General features: G+C 41.0%; 23 protein-coding genes. 7 read left to right on the forward strand and 16 right to left on the reverse strand.

All coding sequences use genetic code 11. The features are described from left to right. Complete coding sequence (locus tag CSV77_RS17235; RefSeq protein ID WP_255397318.1) at window positions 1–129, forward strand: hypothetical protein; 129 nt, start codon at window positions 1–3, stop codon at window positions 127–129. Window positions 130–185: 56 nt separating this feature from the next. Here the strand turns inward: CSV77_RS17235 and CSV77_RS05310 are convergent, their stop codons facing one another. The 4 genes from CSV77_RS05310 to CSV77_RS05325 form a co-directional block, all read right to left on the reverse strand. Further along, window positions 186–563, reverse strand: a complete 378-nt coding sequence (locus tag CSV77_RS05310) for a PH domain-containing protein (RefSeq protein WP_099672563.1) — start codon at window positions 561–563, stop codon at window positions 186–188. A gap of 224 nt (window positions 564–787) precedes the next feature. After that, window positions 788–2695: a PTS fructose transporter subunit IIABC gene (locus tag CSV77_RS05315; protein ID WP_099672564.1), complete on the reverse strand. Its 1908-nt coding sequence runs from the start codon at window positions 2693–2695 to the stop codon at window positions 788–790. A gap of 16 nt (window positions 2696–2711) precedes the next feature. Further along, window positions 2712–3626 carry a 1-phosphofructokinase gene (gene pfkB, locus CSV77_RS05320; protein ID WP_099672565.1) on the reverse strand — a complete coding sequence of 305 codons (915 nt, stop codon included), beginning with the start codon at window positions 3624–3626 and terminating at the stop codon, window positions 2712–2714. After that, entirely contained in the window at window positions 3623–4375 is a 753-nt protein-coding gene (locus CSV77_RS05325) for a DeoR/GlpR family DNA-binding transcription regulator (RefSeq protein WP_099672566.1), read from the reverse strand. Before CSV77_RS05325 ends, pfkB begins: the two co-directional genes overlap by 4 nt. A 117-nt stretch (window positions 4376–4492) precedes the next feature. Between CSV77_RS05325 and CSV77_RS05330 the strand changes: the two genes are divergently transcribed. The 3 genes from CSV77_RS05330 to CSV77_RS05340 all read left to right on the forward strand — a co-directional run bounded on the left by CSV77_RS05330 (window position 4493) and on the right by CSV77_RS05340 (window position 7171). Beyond that, on the forward strand, window positions 4493–4759 hold the full coding sequence (locus CSV77_RS05330; RefSeq protein WP_099631464.1) for an HPr family phosphocarrier protein: 267 nt from the start codon (window positions 4493–4495) through the stop codon (window positions 4757–4759). Continuing rightward, window positions 4759–6474, forward strand: a complete 1716-nt coding sequence (ptsP, locus tag CSV77_RS05335) for a phosphoenolpyruvate--protein phosphotransferase (protein ID WP_099672567.1) — start codon at window positions 4759–4761, stop codon at window positions 6472–6474. Before CSV77_RS05330 ends, ptsP begins: the two co-directional genes overlap by 1 nt. Before the next feature lie 388 nt (window positions 6475–6862). Then, window positions 6863–7171, forward strand: coding sequence for a hypothetical protein (locus tag CSV77_RS05340; RefSeq protein ID WP_144034659.1), 309 nt, complete (start codon window positions 6863–6865; stop codon window positions 7169–7171). Between the two features lie 47 nt (window positions 7172–7218). On the opposite strand, the gene CSV77_RS05345 is transcribed toward CSV77_RS05340, so the two are convergent. From CSV77_RS05345 to CSV77_RS05380, 8 genes are all read right to left on the reverse strand, one after another. Then, window positions 7219–7926, reverse strand: coding sequence for a hypothetical protein (locus CSV77_RS05345; protein WP_099672569.1), 708 nt, complete (start codon window positions 7924–7926; stop codon window positions 7219–7221). Between the two features lie 26 nt (window positions 7927–7952). Further along, window positions 7953–11594, reverse strand: coding sequence for a cupredoxin domain-containing protein (locus tag CSV77_RS05350; protein WP_099672570.1), 3642 nt, complete (start codon window positions 11592–11594; stop codon window positions 7953–7955). A 17-nt stretch (window positions 11595–11611) separates the two neighbouring features. Next, window positions 11612–11899: a hypothetical protein gene (locus CSV77_RS05355; RefSeq protein ID WP_099672571.1), complete on the reverse strand. Its 288-nt coding sequence runs from the start codon at window positions 11897–11899 to the stop codon at window positions 11612–11614. A 15-nt stretch (window positions 11900–11914) separates the two neighbouring features. After that, window positions 11915–12205, reverse strand: a complete 291-nt coding sequence (locus tag CSV77_RS05360; RefSeq protein WP_099672572.1) for a hypothetical protein — start codon at window positions 12203–12205, stop codon at window positions 11915–11917. Continuing rightward, the gene (locus tag CSV77_RS05365; protein ID WP_233212175.1) at window positions 12195–12848 is read right to left on the reverse strand and encodes a hypothetical protein; all 654 of its coding nucleotides are present in this window, start codon (window positions 12846–12848) and stop codon (window positions 12195–12197) included. The genes CSV77_RS05360 and CSV77_RS05365 overlap by 11 nt, the downstream gene beginning before the upstream one ends. A 111-nt stretch (window positions 12849–12959) precedes the next feature. Further along, complete coding sequence (locus CSV77_RS05370) at window positions 12960–13538, reverse strand: SCO family protein (RefSeq protein WP_233212176.1); 579 nt, start codon at window positions 13536–13538, stop codon at window positions 12960–12962. Between the two features lie 30 nt (window positions 13539–13568). Continuing rightward, entirely contained in the window at window positions 13569–14030 is a 462-nt protein-coding gene (locus CSV77_RS05375; protein WP_099672574.1) for a hypothetical protein, read from the reverse strand. Window positions 14031–14038: 8 nt separating this feature from the next. Then, window positions 14039–14458 (reverse strand): hypothetical protein, encoded by a 420-nt coding sequence (locus tag CSV77_RS05380; RefSeq protein WP_099636836.1) that lies wholly within the window; start codon window positions 14456–14458, stop codon window positions 14039–14041. Window positions 14459–14714: 256 nt separating this feature from the next. Here CSV77_RS05380 and CSV77_RS05385 point away from each other — a divergent pair, with 256 nt between their 5' ends. Further along, window positions 14715–15689: an SEC-C metal-binding domain-containing protein gene (locus CSV77_RS05385; protein ID WP_099672575.1), complete on the forward strand. Its 975-nt coding sequence runs from the start codon at window positions 14715–14717 to the stop codon at window positions 15687–15689. Between the two features lie 100 nt (window positions 15690–15789). On the opposite strand, the gene CSV77_RS05390 is transcribed toward CSV77_RS05385, so the two are convergent. The 4 genes from CSV77_RS05390 to CSV77_RS05405 all read right to left on the reverse strand — a co-directional run bounded on the left by CSV77_RS05390 (window position 15790) and on the right by CSV77_RS05405 (window position 18356). Continuing rightward, window positions 15790–16575, reverse strand: coding sequence for a MetQ/NlpA family ABC transporter substrate-binding protein (locus tag CSV77_RS05390; RefSeq protein WP_099672576.1), 786 nt, complete (start codon window positions 16573–16575; stop codon window positions 15790–15792). A 127-nt stretch (window positions 16576–16702) separates the two neighbouring features. Next, entirely contained in the window at window positions 16703–17143 is a 441-nt protein-coding gene (locus tag CSV77_RS05395; protein ID WP_099631459.1) for a hypothetical protein, read from the reverse strand. An 8-nt stretch (window positions 17144–17151) separates the two neighbouring features. Further along, window positions 17152–17484 (reverse strand): ASCH domain-containing protein, encoded by a 333-nt coding sequence (locus tag CSV77_RS05400; RefSeq protein ID WP_099672577.1) that lies wholly within the window; start codon window positions 17482–17484, stop codon window positions 17152–17154. Window positions 17485–17606: 122 nt separating this feature from the next. Further along, window positions 17607–18356, reverse strand: coding sequence for a FixH family protein (locus CSV77_RS05405; RefSeq protein WP_099672578.1), 750 nt, complete (start codon window positions 18354–18356; stop codon window positions 17607–17609). A gap of 158 nt (window positions 18357–18514) precedes the next feature. On the opposite strand from CSV77_RS05405, the gene CSV77_RS05410 reads away from it, so the two are divergent. Both CSV77_RS05410 and CSV77_RS05415 read left to right on the forward strand, forming a co-directional pair. Next, window positions 18515–19192, forward strand: a complete 678-nt coding sequence (locus tag CSV77_RS05410) for a response regulator transcription factor (RefSeq protein WP_369802731.1) — start codon at window positions 18515–18517, stop codon at window positions 19190–19192. Then, on the forward strand, window positions 19189–20583 hold the full coding sequence (locus tag CSV77_RS05415; RefSeq protein WP_099672579.1) for a sensor histidine kinase: 1395 nt from the start codon (window positions 19189–19191) through the stop codon (window positions 20581–20583). Before CSV77_RS05410 ends, CSV77_RS05415 begins: the two co-directional genes overlap by 4 nt. The last annotated feature ends 5 nt before the right edge of the window (window positions 20584–20588 follow it).

The raw sequence follows: 20588 nt of genomic DNA on the forward strand, positions 1-20588 counted from the left end.
ATGACAAATAAAGATGCGACGCTTGCGGAATTGAGCACCGATGATTTACATGCACTGAATCGCTTGGAAGATAAATTAGGTGTGACACTTATTGCGTATGAAAACGTTACATCACCAAAAATGAAGTAAGGATGAAGTGGCACTTTCTATTACAGAAAGTACCGCTTCATTAAGTGTAATGTAGTTTAAACACAAACCGTTGCTAATATTTTTTGAATATCATAAATAGCTTTATCTTTTCTAAACTGCTTTTCAATATGCGGAGTCAGTGAGCTTGATATCCAGATTTTCAATTCTGCATCCATATCAAATGTACCTGCAGTTTCTAGACTATAATGGGAGATGCTTTTAAATGGCACCGAATGGTATTCCACTTTCTTTCCTGTGATTCCTTGCTTATCAACTAGTATTAATCGCGTTTTCGTAAATACGATTAAATCGCGCACAAGCTTAAATGCCGCTTCTACTTCTTCACCTTCCGCCCAGATCAATTCTAGTTCTTTCTTCACTTCCTCCTTGTTTACGACTGAAGCATTCCCTAAGAGTCCATCAAACAATCCCATGTAGCTATTCCCCTTTTCGATAGTGTTTTGTCCTCAACGTTCCCACATAGTTAAAAATTCCTTCATACTTTATATTGTAAAATTTCCCCGACCCATACAAATATATGCTTCTTACATAGTTTACCATGTTGCAGTAAAATTGGATATAAAGAGTAAAAAGCTGGCCACGCTATGTAAACTAATGACATAGCGCAGCCAGCCGTTACTAGTTATATAATTTGATATCAAGCAGGCTTCTTTCTCAACACGCCGGCAATTAAGCCTGTAATGACCGAACCAATAATGATTGCGAATGCATACAGTAGAATCTTACTGATCCCACCTTCAACGAGTCCCATGACAAAGATTCCTCCGTGAGGTGCACGTAAAGCGATATCAAATGCCATCGTTAATGCACCTGCAGTCGCAGCCCCAACTACTGAAGCCGGAATAACTCGCAATGGATCAGCGGCGGCAAACGGAATGACACCTTCCGTTATGAAGCATGCCCCGAGCACATACGCCGTTTTCCCTGCTTCACGCTCAGTCTTTGTATAGCGATTTTTAAATAATGTAGTCGCGATCGCCATACCAAGCGGTGGCACCATTCCGCCAGCCATTACTGCCGCGATAAATTGGAAGTTCTGCGCGTCAAGCATGGCAATACCAAATGTGTATGCCGCTTTATTAACCGGACCACCCATATCGACAGCCATCATTCCTCCAATGACTAACCCTACCAAAATTTGATTCGTACCGCCCATCCCTTCAAGGAAAGCGGAAAATCCTGTGTATAGCTTGGCCAATTGTGGATTGATAAGCAACATAATTAATCCTGTCGCTGCAATACTAAAAACGGGATAAAATAGCACGGGTTTTAATCCCTCTAGTGAATTAGGTAAACGAGCAAATAGTTTCTTAACGAGTAAAGTAATATACCCTGCTAAAAATCCTGCAATGAGACCGCCTAAAAATCCTGATCCTCCACCCACTCCATCTACGCCTGAAACGGTGATGGCTATCAGACCCCCGATCATACCGGGAGCAAAACCAGGACGATCCGCAATGCTGGAAGCTATGAACCCGGCCAATACAGGAACCATAAGGAAGAATGCTTTTCCGCCACCAATAGTATTAAGCATAGCAGCAAAGGCATTGTATTCTGGACTGTCTGGATTGGAAGATTCGATTCCCCAGAAGAAAGAGAGCGCTATCAAAATTCCTCCACCGACGACAAATGGAAGCATATTTGATACACCGTTCATCAAATGCTTATAAAATCCACTCTTCTTGTCACTCGATGATGTATCTTCCTGACCTTTTTCTAGCTGATAAATCGGTGCATCTTTTTCAATCGCCCTGTCCAGTAATGTATCCGTTTCATAGATAGCATCTCCAACTTTCGTCTGGATCACATGTTTTCCAGCGAATCGTGCCATCTCCACTTTCGTATCTGCTGCCACAATAATGGCATCCGCTTCTGCTATTTCTGCATCGGTTAATCTATTCTTCACACCCGATGAACCGTTTGTTTCTACTTTTAATGAAAGGCCACGTTCTTTTGCTCTCTCATTCAATTTTTCAGCAGCCATATACGTATGCGCAATTCCAGTCGGACAAGCCGTAACCGCTAGCAAACGTACCGCTGATTTCTCTTCTTGCTTGGTTTGTACTTCTTCTGTTACCTCTTCATCTAACTCCGACTCTTTATCATTAACCGCTTGCAATACGTCCGCTGCTGTTTGTGCAGACAAGATTTTATCGCGAAATGAAGTATCCATCAAAAATGTTGCTAATCTAGACAGTGCATCTAAATGGTCGTCGTTCGCCCCTTCACTAGCTGCAATCATGAAAAACAAATGTGCCGGTTGGCTATCGAGCGAATCAAAGTCCACACCTTCTAAAGAACGGCCAAATGCGATAGCAGGCGACTGAACAGCAGCTGACTTCGCGTGTGGAATAGCGATTCCTTCACCAATACCCGTTGTGCTCTGACTTTCGCGATGCAGAATATCATTCGTGAACTGTTCTTTGTCACGTAACTTCCCTGCATCATATAACCGCTGAATCATTTCGGACAAAACCGTATCCTTCGATCTAGATTGTAAATGAAGGTTGATTGTATCCTCTGTCAATAACTGTGTGATTTTCATAGAATAGCACCTCTTCCTATAATTTCGTAATGATCACTTGACTCAATAACGACTCAACATCTTCCTTTTCACATAAATCCGACTGGAAAGCGGTGGCACTACCGCTAGCAACTCCATATCTAAAAGCATTTCCCGCATGTCCATCTTTGGAAAAGGATGCGATAAAACCTGATACTAATGAATCCCCCGCACCTACCGAATTGACAAGCTTACCTTTTGGTGCAGTGGCTGCCAATGTTTCATTAGGTGATACATAGAGCGCCCCTTCTTTGCCCATCGATATCACCACATGTTGAACACCTTCACTTACTAGTTTTTTGGCATAACCAACTGCTTCTTGTTTACTATGAATGGGCTTACCAACCAATTCTCCAAGTTCCTGTTCATTCGGCTTGATCAAGAATGGCTTAGTTACTTCCATGATCTGTTTCAAAGCAGGTCCTGATGTATCCACTACAAGCTTCACTTTATTTTTTTCACAAAGTGCGGCAAGTTCAGATAAGAATGACGAAGGTAGAGACTCTGGTATTCTTCCTGCAATCACTAACCAGTCATTTTCAGTTAGTCGTCCAATTCGCTCAAGAAGATCTTGAATATTTTTTTCATTTAAACTCGGCCCAGGCCCATTTAACTCCGTTTCATCAGTGGATTTGATTTTCACATTGATTCGGGTAATATCTGCGGTGCGAATAAAATCAGTTTTTATACCTTCTTTTTGTAAAAAGTCCTCAATATAGTCGCCTGTGAAGCCTCCAATGAAACCGCATGCTACCGTATCTACACCTAGTCTGTGAACTACCCGTGATACGTTAATACCTTTTCCACCTGGATAGTAATACACTTCATTTGTACGATTCAGTTCTCCACGCTCAAAATTAGATAAGTAAGCAGTATAGTCTACTGTCGGCATGAATGTACATGTGAAAATCATTTCTGTACCACCTTTACTAACGTTTTTTCTTCCAGTTCATTTAGAATATCGTCTGGTATTTCGTCAATAAGCAACACTGCTTCTTCTATAGATAAAAATTTAATAAAACTGTTTCTATTCACTTTGGAATGATCCGCCACTATATAAGTAGTTCTTGATTGCTCTGCTGCCAAACTTTTCACAGTGACCTCATCAGGATCTGGCGTCGAATATCCGTGAACAGGATCAACCCCATTCGTACCCAAAAAACATTTATTGAAATGATATTGTTTCAACGAGTTCCTAGCTTGTTGCCCAACGAGCGCACCTGTCGTAGCTTTGACATGGCCTCCAATTAAATAAGTGGAAATGCCATAATCCGTTAGGGATTCCACATGTGTCAGCCCATTTGTTACCACCGTTATATTACGATCTTTTAGAAAAGGTATCATGTGAAACGTAGTTGTCCCCGCATCAAGATAAATGAAATCCCCTTCTTTGACTAGACTAGCTGCCAAGGATGCCACTTTTACTTTTTCTGAGAAATATTTTTCCGACTTGGCTGAGATGCTTAGCTCTTGCATATCTCGATCTGGCATTGTGGCCCCACCATGAATACGTTGAAGTTTATTGAGCGTTTCGAGTTCAGTTAAATCTCTTCGAATGGTAGATTCAGATGCGCCGGTTGCCTCTACTAATTCCGTAATCTTCACCGTTTTATAAGTAGCCAATTTTTTTAAGATTAATTCATATCGTTCATTTGTCAGCATGCGCAACCCACCTTTTCTATCAATAACAACATATTACTTGAATTTTTCAATAAAATCTATCATAATCATTCATAAGCAGTCAAAAACATTCAAAACAATTCATAGGAGGTTATCGTAATGATAAAAAAACAATTCGTATTCAGCAATGGTGAAGGGCTTCACGCACGTCCAGCTGCCCAATTGGTCGCTGCCGCTACTCCTTTCAAATCAGAACTTTCACTTGAATATAAAGAAAAGAAGGTAAATCTAAAATCTATTCTTGGAGTGATGTCACTTGGTGTCGCTGCAGGATCTACCATTACGTTAATTGCAGATGGTGATGATGAAAAAGAAGCAATGAATAAGTTGGAGGAATTATTACGTTCTGAAGGCGCAGAAGACTAATGGAAAATATCCTTCAGGGCATAGCAGCCTCCAATGGTATTTCTATCGCCAAGGCCTTTCGTCTAGAAAATGCTGAGTTGACTGTACTGAAGGAATCCATTTCAGACGTGTCAGCGGAGATAAATCGTCTACAAATGGCACTTTCCCATTCCCGATCAGAATTGACGACTATTCAGAAACAGACACAGGAAAAGTTCAGTGATCAGGAAGCAGCTATTTTCAGTGCACATTTACTCGTTCTCGACGATCCAGAATTACACGCTGCTATTACAGATATGATTCAAACGCAACACGTGAACGCCGAATATGCAGTACAAGAAGCGGCAAACTTATACGTGTCCATTTTCGAAGCGATGGACGATCCATATATGAGAGAACGTGCCGCTGATATTCGGGATGTGACGAAACGAATCCTTTCCCATTTGCTTGGCGTAAGCATTCAAACACCCGAAGATATTACACAAGAGGTCGTTATCATTGCGGAAGACTTGACGCCTTCTCATACTGTTCAACTGAACCCTGAACTCATTAAAGGATTTGTGACGGATATTGGGGGGCCTACTTCTCACTCTGCAATTTTAGCGAGAACATTGGAGATTCCAGCCGTTGTCGGAAGTAAAACGGCAATGGCCACGATTCAAAACGGCGAACTTATTATTGTTGATGGAGAAGCCGGGAAAATTATTGTGAACCCTGACGCAGAAACTTTAGTCGCTTATCAAAAAAAGCAACAAGCATTTGCTAAGCAAAAGGCAGAATGGCAATTGCTTGCGCATGAACCTACTATCACGCTTGATGGTCATCGCGTTGAATTAGCAGGAAATATTGGAACTCCTGACGATGTTGAAAGTGTCTTAAAAAACGGCGGGGAAACCATTGGTTTATTTCGCACGGAGTTTCTTTACATGGAAAAAGAACAATTTCCGACCGAAGATGAACAGTTCGAAGCTTATAAAAGTGTGTTAAAACAAATGAACGGAAGCGCTACCGTTGTTCGAACTCTGGACATTGGTGGAGATAAAGAATTATCTTATTTACAAATACCGCATGAAGCTAATCCATTCTTAGGTTTACGAGCAATTCGCCTATGTCTCGATAATGAAGAGATGTTCAGAACACAGTTACGGGCGTTATTGCGTGCTAGTATACATGGAAACTTGCGGATCATGTTTCCCATGATCACAACGATTGAAGAATTCAGACAAGCAAAAGAAATATTCTTAGACGTCAAACAACAACTCATCAGTGAAAAAGTCGAGGTAAACGAAACGATTCAACTTGGTATTATGGTTGAAACACCGGCTGTGGCTATATTGGCTGATGTCTTTGCCAAGGAAGTAGATTTCTTCTCAATTGGTTCAAATGATTTAATTCAGTATACGATGGCCGCTGATCGGATGAATGAAAACGTATCTTACCTTTACCAACCATATAATCCGTCAATTTTGCGCTTTATTAAATTGATTATTGACGCGGCTCATAAAGAAGGTAAAGCAGTAGGCATGTGTGGAGAAATGGCACGTGACGAAACGGCAATTCCTATATTGCTCGGGATGGGATTAGATGAATTTTCCATGAGTGCATCTTCAATCCTTCGTGCACGTTCACAAATTCAGAACCTGTCCAAGACCGCTTTGGAAAGTCAAATAGATCATATTCTTTCCCTATCTACCGCGGACGAGGTCTTACAATTCATCAAGAGTTTAAATGACTAATACTACGTAAAGGAGCACTCTTCGAATCATGTAGATTCAAAGAGTGCTTTTTAATTTTTTCAACGTCATTTCGTTATGTATAACATGCGAACTTGCCTCCTGCTTTGTACCCTTCGCCATTTACATATTATAAAAAAGTAAGTGTCTGGATGGTTGATTGAAGTACATCCACTATTTATTTTTAAAAATGAATCACTAGACTCTATAACTTTCTTAGGTTGTTACATTACCTCCCAAGTGCCAGATATTCATATACTACAAAGAACAGTGGGAGGTGAATGCTTTGAGAAAGCCAGTTAATTGTAAATGTGATAAGAAGAATTACTGTCAGAATCACTGTAAAAAATACTGCACCCGTTGTAGAAAAGACTTATGCTGTCCGTGCTTTATGATTCGTTTAGGCGGTCTGCAAAACGGTCTTAACTTTCGTTTGCGCCAAATGGTTTGTTGTGAAGCAGAGTTCCAGTTAAACAATGATGAAATCGTTAAGGGTACTATCGTTTTTGTTGGCTCCAATTTTGTCGAGATATTCGTAAATGGGAAAGCGGAAGATTTGCCTACAGACTCTAATCGTACTGATGAGTTAAAAGGAATGAAAAGAGGACATCCTATCGGGGAAACATTGCTATTTCCAATCGACAAAATTTCATCTGTAAAGACACTAGGGGGTTGCCCTTCTAAAAACCCTACCAAGTAATATAAAAAATCAAACAACCAGTCCCCGAGTTTACAGGGACTGATTGTTTATTTACTAATTAGGATATGACCAATATTTCGGATTGAAATGATCCTTGTTTCATTAGCCAACTTCAATACAATCGACTCTTTATTCAAATTCACAAGTACACCTTCGATCAGTAATGTACCTACCCTAACTTTTATCGTCTGCCCTTCAAACAACAGCAAATAGACCGCTAATGGAATTTTGAAGAATCGCTGAATAAGTTCTGGAGAAGAGGCAACGACTTTTCCAAACTGAAATGTTAGCTTCCTACGTAAATGTGGGTCGATATTCTTTAAATTGGCCTTTGGCAATTGTTCAGAATAGTAGCCCGAGGCTTTGACCGATTCAATCTGCTCGTATGGTACGATGATTTTATAATCTTCTCGGCTTAGTAGGATGAAATCATATGCCGCCCTCATCACTACTCCGGAAATGGTTTCATTTAAAGGATTTATTATTTCTACTTCTAGACCAATCAGCCCGTCAAAAGCCCGTTGAAACGTTTCTTGAATGGACCGGTTATCGTCAAGTGCTAAATCCAGTAATAACCGATTGGTTTCTGCAATTTTCTCGTCTACTTCCTCACGTTTTTCAAGAGGAAGACAGCTTTCTGGAGATGGCAATTCTGGACTTCCTGCCCGTCTAGGACAGCATTTTTTTGGTATAAAGAAGTCCGGTTTTTGCATTTGTTTTTTCTGCCGTTTTTTCTTTATTCTTTTGTTCCCCATTTTTACACCTCCCGTTTTTCAACAGACTAGTTATCTAGTTTTGGGAGATGCGTTTTAAGCTCTTTGAACACTCTCATAATCCCCCACATCCCTTGCTCGATATCCCAGCGAATGTTTCCTGACCGATACATGAAGTCTCCGTAGAATCCGCTATAAGCTCCTGCACCGCCAAGCAACTCTAAATTTCTTTTAGCTCCCGCAACATTAAATCCGACATATGATTCTGTTCGTGAATGAATATTTTTCGAATCAAATTTCCAACGGTGACCGTGGAGGTGGAATGTATGAGTTCTTCGTCTTTCAGCGGTTGTAACTAATCGAATAGTGACTGGATCCCCCACATAGCTTTCAAATATAGGGGTAGAAGGATCACCAAAAACGTCAGAGCTGAATAGATCATGGATTTTTGCATGCTGCCGATAACGATTGATCAGGCGCTCGCTTCGGTAGTTAAAGCCGCGTGATCCCTGATCATACGTATCGAGCAAATCTCCGTCTATCTCTGGCGGAGCAAGCAAAATACCGTCCACAGGATCAAAAATGACTTGGTTATTTTTATCTAGCAGCCTTACACCGTCATGCATCACAATTACGAACTCCCTTGTATCTGGTAAGTACGGATTCCGCAGGATTACATTCGCTCCTGTTGACACTGGCTGCAATGTATATGGATCCAAATATTCCGTTCCCCTAGGCTCAGCAATAAACGCTCCGAACGCGCCTTGCGAACGGTGATTGCGAATATCTGCCATATCCCACATGCCACACACACCAACAGCGGAATCGACATACCAACGATATGTTCTAGATTCACCCGGACCAACAGTTTGATCTCCATTAAATCCTACCGTCTCTCCGGCAGATGTCTTCACATCATAATCAAGTAATTGGGCATGAAGGGAAATACGTAGAGATGGAGGATAAAATGCTTGCTCCTTCACAATCGGATATGGAGAGATTCCGTCTTTGAACGGGAACAGCTCTGATTTCAGATAGCTAGTTAACGTAACATCGACTGTATCCCCAACGTTGCCACGTAAAATGAGAGGTACCGGTTCCATTTTACCTTCCCGTATCGCTTCCATATTCTCACGCAATGCAAAAATAATGCCATTCGGATCATGATCACCGAACAAGTTATACTGGATCGAGGTTTGAAAAGCTACAACATCGTATTTTCGCAGAGGCCCTTCCACAATCTCAATAGTTGGATCTGCTGCTGATGGTGGTTTGATCCCTATACATTCCGGCACAGGTTTTGAACGCTCTTTCGGTTCGGGCCGATCTGGAAGTTTGATTAGTTCAGGAACTTTTTCATCGTATGCCCGGATCAGACCCCATAACCCATTCCATAAATCCTCTTCTGTTTCAAAAGTCCATAAATAATCACCCGATCGCGGCACATTCATCTCCATAGTAAATGATTCGGATATGCCGAGATGCTGCTGGTTTTCCAATCGGGAATTCAGATCCCCACGCTCTTGTAGCCAACGTAGACCATGTACATTAAAGCTATGGGATTCCTCCTGTGCCCCTTGCAGCAGACGGATCCGAATGGAATCTCCCTCATAAGCTTTAAATATCGGGGTAATTGGGTCTCCCTTTACATATGAGCTGAAACTATAAGCGGGATCGCAGTCTTTGCCTAAACGGAATTGCAGTGGCTCATTTTTATAGTTCACTCCAAACAATCCTGGATCATCCGGAGAGCCCGGGAATGGCGGAGGTGCTAATGGTTTACCGTCTTTATTAAATAAGTGTGTGAAGTCCTGTGCAAATATTACAAAATCCCTGTAATCAGGAATCAGCGGATTGACACAAGTGACTTCTGTTCCTTGATCTACTTCTTCGCCAGTCGACGAATCAAGATATTTAGAAAAACGCGGATGAACAACCCCTGTTCCAAAGACACCATGCTGCTGGTGGGCACCGGGGAATAAATGATCATGGAAGAACCAGGCTTTAAGCTCTGTATCGGCATAATAAGAATATCGGATGGTCTCACCTGATAAAACAGAAGAATCATAGTTCCAGCCTACATTCGCTCCATCATTAACGAGCACGTCAAACTTTACAAAGTGGATATGCATACCGGCCTCATAAGTTCGCGTGACAAGCTGGAAGGCATCACCATCCAAGATATGCGGCAGCCGGTTCGTGAAATTAATTTGATAGCGCGTATGACTGGAGTCATGAATGACTAGCGGTTCCGGTGCTTTCTTTCCAGAACAGATATCCTCCAAATCTTCGTCAAGTACGAATATCCGCCCAGTTGGGTCATGCCAACCTTCACGATTATAAATTAGAGGAATCTCGATCAGTGAGATATTGAACTCTTTAATAGGCGCACCTTCAGGACACGGGTCAGTAAAAACAGCACCCGGTCGGGGATTTTCGATTGCTGCGTTCTTCTCCAGTTCAGTCAGCCCTCTACCCCCGACAATCCCCATTGGAGGACGAGGTGCTTTCATACCGACTTTTCCTGGAATAAAATTTGGGAACCCAGGTTTCATCTTGGTTGGTTTAGGCGGCGCTGGTCTGTCTGGAAGGGGCTTAAGAGACCTGATTGGCACTCCGTTCGGATAGCACTGACTGCCATCTTGAAGGGTGTTGAAGACTCGGTTCATCCCCCACATCCCTGCAACAAAATGCGGATAAAGATGACAGTGGATTACTGCGTCACCGAAAGAACCTTGCAAGCTACCAAGACCGTAAAGAGGCTGGATTGTATAATGGCTCTGTGGACTAATGGCTTGCGCGTCCAAAATTTCTGACGCCAAATCACTTGGATCGCTGAACCATTGGTGAACGTGATAATGGAATACATGTGTTTCCTTTACTCCGCCATGGAAAAGTCGGATTTTTGCAGGGTCACCGACATACCCTCGCAAAATCGGAGTCGACGGGTCTCCGAACACCCATGAATCATGGTGTACTTCCTCACCTTCGCAGTTCGGACAGACAACCCCTTCCGCAACTAATTGTTCACGTCTATTTTCCGGTTCATAACGGTAATTAGCGCCGTGGAATGATTCTTCCTCTTGATTGGAGAAATGATTAATTGGCCTGTTACCTGTTAAATCATTCACTTCCATTTCATCTGTAAACATCCACACATACTCTCGAAAGGAAGGTAGTAGAGGATGATGGACATCTGCATATTGGCCACTGTTCATCGGCTTGCCTGTTTCTGGATTAGTCCACCAGGAGAAACGGCTTTGTACACATAAGCCGCCAACCAAACCATTTGAGTTGGAACCGTTCTGATCACTTGAGACATTTCCAAGGTCTGAGAAGAAATAGTTTCCTTCTTTCATTAAGTGCAGCTTATATAGAATTTTTTCACATGGAGCTATAGTTGTATCTTTATTGAAGCCAACATTTGCTCCGTCCGATTGGCAAACATCGTATTCTGCTTCCTGAAAATGCATACCCGCATGGAAAGGAAGTTTGTTTTCGAAGAGAATTTCCACGGTATCTCCTTCATTCGCCCGGATAAAGAGCGGCTGAACGAGATCAACAGGCATGAAAGGATTTTTCTTTACGAGCCGCTTCACTTTTTCTTCATTTTCCTTGAGCACATACATCATACCATTCGGATTGTGGTCACCAAACGTGTTTAAGACAATCCGTATGGGGATGGCTACTACATGGTAGCGTCTCCTCACTCACTTCACCTCATTTTCTACTCTTTTAATTCAGGGATTTTAATTCCTGTTTCTGTTTCGATATAGAAGACTTCAATTGAGTCGATATGCACAAACCATGTTTTTCCTTCCAATGCAGGGATAGACGTTATTTGAACTTTTATTTCCACAAAATCATTTACCACACTAATAATTTCTCCTATAAACATAAACGGAAACGCTTCAGTCAGAATTAAAACTTTCTGGCTTATGTTCTGACTAAAGTGAGTACTAATCCCTTCTTTACGAATTATATTAATCGGCTGACATTCAGTTGGTTGTGTCATGTATCCATCTCCTTTTTAAGTTAACGGAAAGACTAAATCACAAGGCACTTCTGTCGAGAATGAAACAATTTTCTCCAGGGGGATACTGATCGGTGTCGGAAACTTATAAAAAGGGGCATTCACCATTTTGACAGTAACAGGCGTTAAGGTAAGATGCCCTGCCCCCACTTCCGAAACAGTACCGCAAAAAACCGGTCTGAATACTTGACCTAATAGATTTAGCTGCATCGCGTGAGTGATAATGAGTACTTCTGTATTTAATAAACCCGAGAAATCCTGGGATTGAATACACTTTTTATTTTTCATTGTCCATTCCTCCTTTTACCTTTTTATCTAATGAACGGATCAGCATCCACATCTCTTTTTTCAAAAATGAAAATAGGGAAAGAGTAGATGCAAAGCGAATCTTATCTAAAGGAATTTTGCGCACTACGCCAAAGCTCATGAGCTCCAAATCGCTCTTTGTCGTATTCACGATCTTTCCGCTGACCGTTTCTTCGTGTAAGACGACTTCCACTCTTGTTCCTTTCCATGAAAGAAGGTTGGTCCGAAAAGACTCCTCGAAAAATTGTTGGACGAGTGCTTCCCTATTGTTGACGGTCTCGCCAAATCGGAGTGTAAGCCTTTTTTGCAATTGATTATCATATAAATGATGCTGATGCGTATTCGAATAAGAGGGAAAACCAAAGGGGATATTTGCTGTTTCAATATATGTGTAGGGGATCCAAATTCGTTTCTGTAGATTCGTTAGCATAATAAAATCTCTGCCGATTGCCGCGACTTTACCTTCTGTTTCCAAACAGCTGTCAATCTCCCCGGATGATGAAATGACTACTTGCTGATTTCGTTTGCTTTTGAAGAACTTTTTGAGTGTCAATGACTTCCTGAGAGGTTCATGAATTCCGGCTATCTTAAATAAGTTTTTCTGACCGATATAATCTGTCAACACTCTCGTTTGTTCATCCGGTCCATTACTCGTTGGTGAGGAAAATTCAGGATTTCTACTTGATTTCTTTATAAAGTTCGCCTCCCTATCCCCAATTCAAAAGTACTGCTATAACTATTTGATTAGTTGTTGTAGATGATTAGCGATTTCTTCGATTGCTACTTTATTTTTCCGTGTTGCCATATTATGTTGTGCTCGTATCGAATCTTTATCGTCGACAATATACATAGAAGTTGAATGGGTAACGAATCCATCTTCATTTTTGTCGTAATAGAAATTCAGATAGTTTGAAAACGCTTTAGTCGATTCTTCTGTACCCCTAAAAAACAACCAGTTAGGGTCTTCAATATTAAATAGTTTTTTATATTGCACTATTTTATCTTCCGTATCATATTCAGGATCCACGGTGATAGCTATGATGAAATACTTATCCTGAGAGATTCCCCTATCTTCCATTACCTCCTGCAAAGCTGTTAGATCCCACATAGTAGTGGGACAAACATCGGGACACTTTGTGAAGAAAAATGTGACAAGCTTCGGTTTCCCCTGGAAGTTTGTCTTGTTCTCGCCCACCTCTGTAAAAGGCCATTCAGGTACTTTTCCAATTTGGGGTAGTTCCACCGCTTTCGACCACATCGCATATAAAATCCAAAAAACGATAGGTAGCATTAACAGGATGATCGATTTTTTCACTATTTTTCTCCTCTCATGCCCAAACTATCTTCACCCTCTCATCGAATAGCGGATGAAGAAACAAACCAACGAATGGGAAAAGGCAATAAATATAGTTAGGATAAAAAGATTACTCTCAATCAATGAATTAGATTCAAGGGGGATATTGCAAAGCGCGGGATTTTTCAACACTGCACCGGGCATCATGCCCATTACTCCCCCAATCGCGCCGTTATAAAGACCATTTAATGAAGCAGGTGCTTTAATAAGTGAACCGAATCGCCAACCTATACACACGCCAAGAATTATTGGCAATAAATACGTAGCCATTTGAATATCTGGCAACAATAATTCTAAGTACAATGCTGTGGCAAAAGAAGAGATGGACGCAATCGCCATACAAATTGTTTTTGTGAATCGGTCGTCAAACAACAATCCTTTCTTCTTTACTATTCGATAGTTGACTAGTATTTCACCAACACACCACATGAACAGCAAGAGTAGAAGTAGCATAACCCCCTTCACGCCCTTTTAATAGAAATGAATAAAATACCTAAGCAACCGATGAAGAACGCATGTAGAAACCAGATAAATAGCATTTGCATCTCTATAACAGTGCCAATCATCGGCGCCATTAGCCCGACAATCAGACCATTCGTCAAACCAGTCACAAACGTCTGATAATCAATCAGCATGCCAAACCAAGCTCCTACTACTCCTCCAATAATCGCCGAGAGTAATGTAATATACGTAAAGTGAAACGGCAAATGTGTGATAAGCATGATCCCAAACAACAAAGCAGCCATCCCGCCCATAACCATGCTCATATTCATACCTAAATGGAAACCTACCAATTTCCTCACTTTTCTAATGTACATATAAAAGCCAGTGATTAGACAGATGTCTGCATACAATAAAAATAGCAAGATAGACTGCTCCATAGGTCACCTCGAAATAGCATATGGAAGAAGAGACAAAATAGTAACCTATTTATCCAATATTTCACCAGATATAAAGTAAAATTTATACTGCATACTATCCCTTCTCCCACATATTTAAGTACTCTCCAGTTCTGTTATCTAGTACACAATAAGTGAAGATTTCACTGCCGTTTAGTCATCACACAAATATCATGCGAACTCGCCTCTCGTTTGGTACACTTAGATATGTAGTAATTTTAATAAGGGAAGTGTTTTAATGGTTGGACGTAATGACCCGTGCCCATGTGGCAGTGGTAAGAAATATAAAAAGTGCTGTGAACGAAAAGATGCGGTGACAGTTGAAGATTTGTTGACAGATGAAATGGAGCACTTATTGCAAACATTTTATGATATTCATCCTCAGCGACCAGATATACCGGCGTTCGTGGAATTTGCCAATACGTGGAAATCTTCATTAAATAGTTATTTACCACAAGAAATGATTGAAACGATAGCGCTTGACGAATTCTTCTTCCATAAACGAAGAGATATTTGGGATGACTATGTAGCAAAGCAGAAGAAAAAACACGTTCGCCCATCTATTCTAGAATTACTGGATAGATGGTCAGAGCCACGTGTATTTATCGGTGAGGTAACTGCTGTCGGGGATACATATTTAACAGCTACAAGTATTCTTGGTGACGAAACGATTGAATTGTGGAAAGAAAGCGATAAGCCTGTTCCCGTTGGTGTGCACTTCTATTGCTTCATACTTTCCGATGGTACATCTGAAGGTAATTATTTAGCAGTCTCCAGTTTAATTTTCTTCCCGACGGATCATTCGGAAGCAATCAAACAGTTTGCTAAAACACTTGCGGATACAGAAAATTCTTCACTAAAGGAATCCATCATGAAGTTCTGGATTGCGCTTGGTGAAAGCGGCTATACCGGAGATGAGTTTACTGAATTTGAAGCAGGCGTTATAGAGGCGGCTGATGAGTTTTTACTGCAACATGACCGAGAATCGAAGGCTTTGCTTGAAGTGCTCGAAGACTTTTTAGTAGATGAGCAGCCAAAAGCACGAAAGAAATTAGCAATTGCGGCGGGCGCAATCCGTTATGGACAAGACAATAATTATTTTGAACCACTCGATATGACACTAAAAGAAATCGCGGAAGCATTCGATGTTTCTACTTCTTCGATGAGTAAATACGCGAAGGATTTGGCGGAATATGCTAGCGATAAAAATTAATTAATATAAGTAGTTACGAACATGGGAATATCACATTCCCATCTATTAGATGCAGATGAAAAAACCACGTATGGCTCATAGTTGAGTCCATACGTGGTTTTTATTTTCCGAAGCCTTGGAAATGTTCATCAATAGCTTCTTGGAATGTTTTCGATGCTACTGCTTTTTTAATCGCAAATGCAAAATCCTTCTCACGATCTTCTTCTCTAACTGCAACAATATATTGCAACTCTTCATCAAGCTGTTCGTGCGCCAGAGCATCGTCCAATTCCATTTCATTGACCATAATATAATTGTCTGGAATAATTGCCAAATCACCGCTTGCCATAGATGGAATCAGCTGAGCAATCAAGATGGGCTGGATGTTTAGGTTTTTCGGATTACTCTCAATTTGTTTTTCTGTAACCGCATAAGTTGGTGCTTTGGGATCTATTGAAATTAATCCCTGCTGTTCAAGGAAACGTAGGGCTCTTGCCGTGCCTAGTTCATCATTTGGAATAGTAATCCATGAACCATTTGGAATATCGTCCATTGATGTCAACGAGTTGGAGTACAAGCCAAGACCCACACTCGGAACTTCCGTTAAAGCCACTATCGGCAAATCATATAGTTCGTTAAACCGCTGAAGATTGATTTGTTGTTGGTTGATGTTGGCGTCTATTTCGCCATCAGCCAACGCTTTATTTGGTTCGATTAAATCTACGTACGATTCGATTTCAACTGTGTAACCTAGCTCTTCAAGTGCCGGTTTTAATGCCTGATCGATGACTTTTGCATAAATTCCTGCCGTCGTGCCTATTTTTATTGTTTCATTGCTACCGGTTGGACTGCATGCCGTCAATAGCAACCCAAAGATCGTCAGTAGACCGAGTACTTTCATTTTCATCTTCAAATCGTTCCTTTCAAAAAACTGCTATCTTCATCATATTCGCTGTAATTTTTACTGTCAAACCAAATCCTACAATAAAAAAGATGTGCAACAATGTACACATCTTTTTGCTCGCTATGTAATTTTACCAGACTGCCGGTTTTTGTACCATCAGCCAAAGCATCACCATCAGCAGTCCAATATAGATCCAGGCAGTGCGTTGCAACTTATTGACCACTGCTTCCCTATCATTGCTTGGTTCATGGAATCTTTTCAATACAGAGGAGAAACCAGTTGCCAAGAAGAATCCGGACAGCAACATGACGCCTATTGTGAGAATAACCCACGAGGTGTTCCATGGCCATGGACCAAATAAAATTAATAAGATACCGGTCACAACAAGCACATGGCCTGAGTGCATAACGAGTCGTATAATGACCCGGATAAACGCAAGATAGATGTCTTCCGCTTCTGCTTTAGCAGTACGTAGCCGACGTATTAATGGCAGTAGGAGAAATAATGGGCCTACTGAAATTACAGCCGATACTACGTGCGCATAGACAATCGCTCCGTAATAATAGTTCATTTAAGAGATTATTTCTGAGCTGGGCTATATTCGTGCACCCAAACTTTCATTTTAGGAAGCCAAGGCATTTTGTCGTGGATGGACAACATCGCCTGTTTATATTCTTCAACTGTTTCATGACCTTCAGATTTGGCATCTTCATCTGTTAGTTCACCGAGTGTTTGTTCATACAATTTCTCAATTTTGTACTCTTTGCCTTCTAACGTCATAATTTCGCCCGGATATGCATACACACCATTACGTCTAGTCGCCCACTTTTCACCGTTGAGTACTTTTTGTACATCTTCTGGAATTGTTACAAGTCTTTCGATAGAACATGTTTTCTCTGGATAGTTTGTCATACTAACACTCCTCTTTGTTGGTTAATCTTTCACGTATACTAGTGTAACCCTTTTCATCAATGAATTACAGCTTTTACTTCCCAATAAAATACCCTCCCCACCGGAGTGACGAGGGATGATATTTATTTTACTTCTACAGTATGTTCTTCGTGCTCGTGTATCTCTTCATTTTCAATGTGGATAATCACTTGATAGCTGCCCGCTTTAGGAAATTGATAGTTGGCTGTATATTCACCCGGTTTCGCTTCATCCGCATCTACCCATGTGGTTTCTTTATCTGCCGAGATGATTTCATAGCGGACTTGTGCCTTTAATGTTTCACCGTCAAGCTGTGCATGTGTCATCAACACTGTATCTGTCGCTACTTTTGCTGACTCAGGTTGCATGAAATGAAGAGATAATCCTTCCACTCCATCGCCATGTTCATGATGTTGATCGTCTTGTGCACTTTCATGTTCATCCGATTGATGACTCGCATCTCCGATTTGGATTTGCTTTTTTGGCATGACATGCATCCCCCGCGCAGTAACATGAACCTGTACGTGATACATACCATCTGTCTCAAATGTATTTTCTGCTGAATAAATACCGTCTTTATCATGGGTTGATTCTACGTGAATACTGTCTTCTTTCTTGCCTTCTTCCCAGATTTCATACTCCACTTCTGATGCATCATCTACATTTTCTTCACCTTGTGTCACGTGTGTAGTAATGAATACCGGTTCATTGACATTTCCTTGTTCAGGTACTGTAAGTTCTACTTCAATTGGTTCAGGTAAAACAGCTTCCGTCGGTACCTCTTCATCTTGACCACAACCAGCGAGAATACCAATCATTGCCGTACTCATGACAAACATTCCAAAACGTTTCATCTTTTCATTCTCCTATCTATTCGTTTAGCTGTTATGATTATAAAATATGATTACGAAATTTCAATGAAGTTTCGACAACTTTTTGAAACTTCATGTGGATTTCACATGTTTTCCGGAAAATTAGCGTGCAGAGATTTTATGAAATGAGGCGTATTGAATTGGGTTACCAATTATTGATCATTGATGATGAACCGCAAATGCGGGATTTAATTCGTGTCATTCTCGAAGATGCGGGATATACCGTAATAGAAGCCAGTGACGGTTTGCAGGCTTTGTCGGCCGTTAAGCAACATACTATAGATTTATGCATAGTCGATGTGATGATGCCTTATATGGATGGGTTCACATTTGCAGAGGAGATGAAACGCACTTCTTCGATTCCTTTGATTTTCCTATCTGCACGAGGCGAAGAATGGGATAAAGTACAAGGGTTGAAGCTTGGTGGTGATGATTATATCGTCAAGCCCTTCTTACCAGGAGAACTTGTGGCGCGGATCGAAGCGGTCTTACGCAGAACATACCGCCACAATCCCGCTCCACTCGTATTACACGCAGGTCCACTTACCATTAATGAGGACTCGTATACCGCACAGCTTAACGGAAAACCTTTAAGTCTAACTTTGAAGGAATTTGGCTTGCTATTGTTGCTAGTCAAACATAAAGGGCGCGCATACTCCCGTGAACAATTACTTGAATTGGTCTGGGGCGATGATCACCAGAGCAGTGAGCGTACAATCGATACACATATCAAAACACTACGTCTAAAATTAGGGGACGCAGGTAAAATGATTGAAACGGTATGGGGAATCGGCTACAAACTAGAGGATCCTGAATGAATAATTTGAATCTGAGCAAAAAGATGTTGATTGTATTTTTGGGCAGCATCACCTGTACCATCTTATTTTCATTCTTCTTCATTCATTACTTGTATACAGATTTATATAAAGAACAAATTAAAGAGTCCATCATATATCAAGGAAATCGAACAGCTTCTCACTATCATTACGGCGAGCTAAGTGATTCGATCATTGAAAAGATTCAATGGTATAACATTGTCTCGGAGTATGAAATCATCGTTGTAGACCGTCTGGATGATTTAACGTCCCATTTCCCTTATCGGATCAATTATCAATCACTGATCAATGAAAACGACGAGAAGATACTAGAAACGGGTAAGCCTGTTATGAAAGAAGGCTATGTGGATGAACTAAAACGGGAAATCTTCGGTGGGATCTTCCCTATTAAAGGTGAAAATGGACTGATCGGTTTTATTTATATTTATGTTCCGCTCGCCGCGATCCAAGATGTGTTCCATGATAGTCTTCCGCTCATGGTACTTGTAGGCAGTATTTTCTTCTTTATTCTATTTTTGATTTTGCAACGTGTATGGCGTTCGTTGTTCGAGCCACTGCAAACATTGCAGATCTATTCGGAAGAAGTGTCTAAAGGCGATTATTCGAATCGACTCAATATGTTACGGACAGATGAAATAGGTAAGCTTTCGACTGCATTTGATTCAATGAGTCGTTCTCTTGAAGAACAAGATCAGCGCAAGAAAGACTTCACGTCAAATATTGTACATGAGCTCAGGACACCTTTGACGTATATTAGCGGTTATGCGCAACTTTCACGCGATAAAATCGATTCGTCTTCTGATGATGTAAAACAATACTTATCGACCATCGAGAAAGAAACTGAACGCCTGAAAAAGCTCATACATGATTTAGTCGAGCTAAATCATTTAGAGCAGGATGTTTATTCATTAGTAAACGAACCAATTGCGATTGCGCAATTACTGTTAGATACATTGGAATTATTCGTAATCCGGTTAGAGGAAAAAGATATTCAGTTGCGCATATCAATTGATGAGGAATTGATTTTAGAAGGAGATCCAAAACGATTGCAACAAGTTTTTTATAATACGATTGATAATGCGGTAAAATACGCCGCGCAATCCATTGCTATTCACCTTACGGCCAGTAAACACGGTGTACAATACCACATCGCGAATGACGGCGTGACAATCGGAGATGAGGACATAGATCATATCGGAGAACGTTTTTTCCGTACCGATAAAGCACGAACTCGCACGACAGGCGGTACTGGACTTGGCCTGTCGATCGTCAAAGAAATTGTAAGGTTACACGAAGGAACATTCACGATTTCCAATGAAACAACAGAAACTATTGTGGTGATCGAATTGCCTGAGCAAATGCGAAAGGAGTGAAAGCA

Origin of the sequence: Sporosarcina sp. P16b, assembly GCF_002743065.1 — a bacterium.
Classification (GTDB): Bacteria; Bacillota; Bacilli; order Bacillales_A; family Planococcaceae; genus Sporosarcina.

Bases quoted from the DNA above. Each gene is read 5' to 3' on its own strand.
- CSV77_RS05330 (WP_099631464.1), top strand. From the start codon at position 4,493: ATGATAAAAAAACAATTCGTATTCAGCAATGGTGAAGGGCTTCACGCA.
- pfkB (WP_099672565.1), bottom strand. From the start codon at position 3,626: ATGATTTTCACATGTACATTCATGCCGACAGTAGACTATACTGCTTAC.
- CSV77_RS05340 (WP_144034659.1), top strand. From the start codon at position 6,863: ATGATTCGTTTAGGCGGTCTGCAAAACGGTCTTAACTTTCGTTTGCGC.
- CSV77_RS05375 (WP_099672574.1), bottom strand. From the start codon at position 14,030: ATGCTACTTCTACTCTTGCTGTTCATGTGGTGTGTTGGTGAAATACTA.
- CSV77_RS05360 (WP_099672572.1), bottom strand. From the start codon at position 12,205: ATGAAAAATAAAAAGTGTATTCAATCCCAGGATTTCTCGGGTTTATTA.
- CSV77_RS05405 (WP_099672578.1), bottom strand. From the start codon at position 18,356: ATGAAACGTTTTGGAATGTTTGTCATGAGTACGGCAATGATTGGTATT.
- CSV77_RS05325 (WP_099672566.1), bottom strand. From the start codon at position 4,375: ATGCTGACAAATGAACGATATGAATTAATCTTAAAAAAATTGGCTACT.
- CSV77_RS05345 (WP_099672569.1), bottom strand. From the start codon at position 7,926: ATGGGGAACAAAAGAATAAAGAAAAAACGGCAGAAAAAACAAATGCAA.
- CSV77_RS05385 (WP_099672575.1), top strand. From the start codon at position 14,715: ATGGTTGGACGTAATGACCCGTGCCCATGTGGCAGTGGTAAGAAATAT.
- CSV77_RS05380 (WP_099636836.1), bottom strand. From the start codon at position 14,458: ATGGAGCAGTCTATCTTGCTATTTTTATTGTATGCAGACATCTGTCTA.
- CSV77_RS05315 (WP_099672564.1), bottom strand. From the start codon at position 2,695: ATGAAAATCACACAGTTATTGACAGAGGATACAATCAACCTTCATTTA.
- CSV77_RS05400 (WP_099672577.1), bottom strand. From the start codon at position 17,484: ATGACAAACTATCCAGAGAAAACATGTTCTATCGAAAGACTTGTAACA.
- CSV77_RS05415 (WP_099672579.1), top strand. From the start codon at position 19,189: ATGAATAATTTGAATCTGAGCAAAAAGATGTTGATTGTATTTTTGGGC.
- CSV77_RS05310 (WP_099672563.1), bottom strand. From the start codon at position 563: ATGGGATTGTTTGATGGACTCTTAGGGAATGCTTCAGTCGTAAACAAG.
- ptsP (WP_099672567.1), top strand. From the start codon at position 4,759: ATGGAAAATATCCTTCAGGGCATAGCAGCCTCCAATGGTATTTCTATC.
- CSV77_RS05395 (WP_099631459.1), bottom strand. From the start codon at position 17,143: ATGAACTATTATTACGGAGCGATTGTCTATGCGCACGTAGTATCGGCT.
- CSV77_RS05390 (WP_099672576.1), bottom strand. From the start codon at position 16,575: ATGAAAATGAAAGTACTCGGTCTACTGACGATCTTTGGGTTGCTATTG.
- CSV77_RS05355 (WP_099672571.1), bottom strand. From the start codon at position 11,899: ATGACACAACCAACTGAATGTCAGCCGATTAATATAATTCGTAAAGAA.
- CSV77_RS17235 (WP_255397318.1), top strand. From the start codon at position 1: ATGACAAATAAAGATGCGACGCTTGCGGAATTGAGCACCGATGATTTA.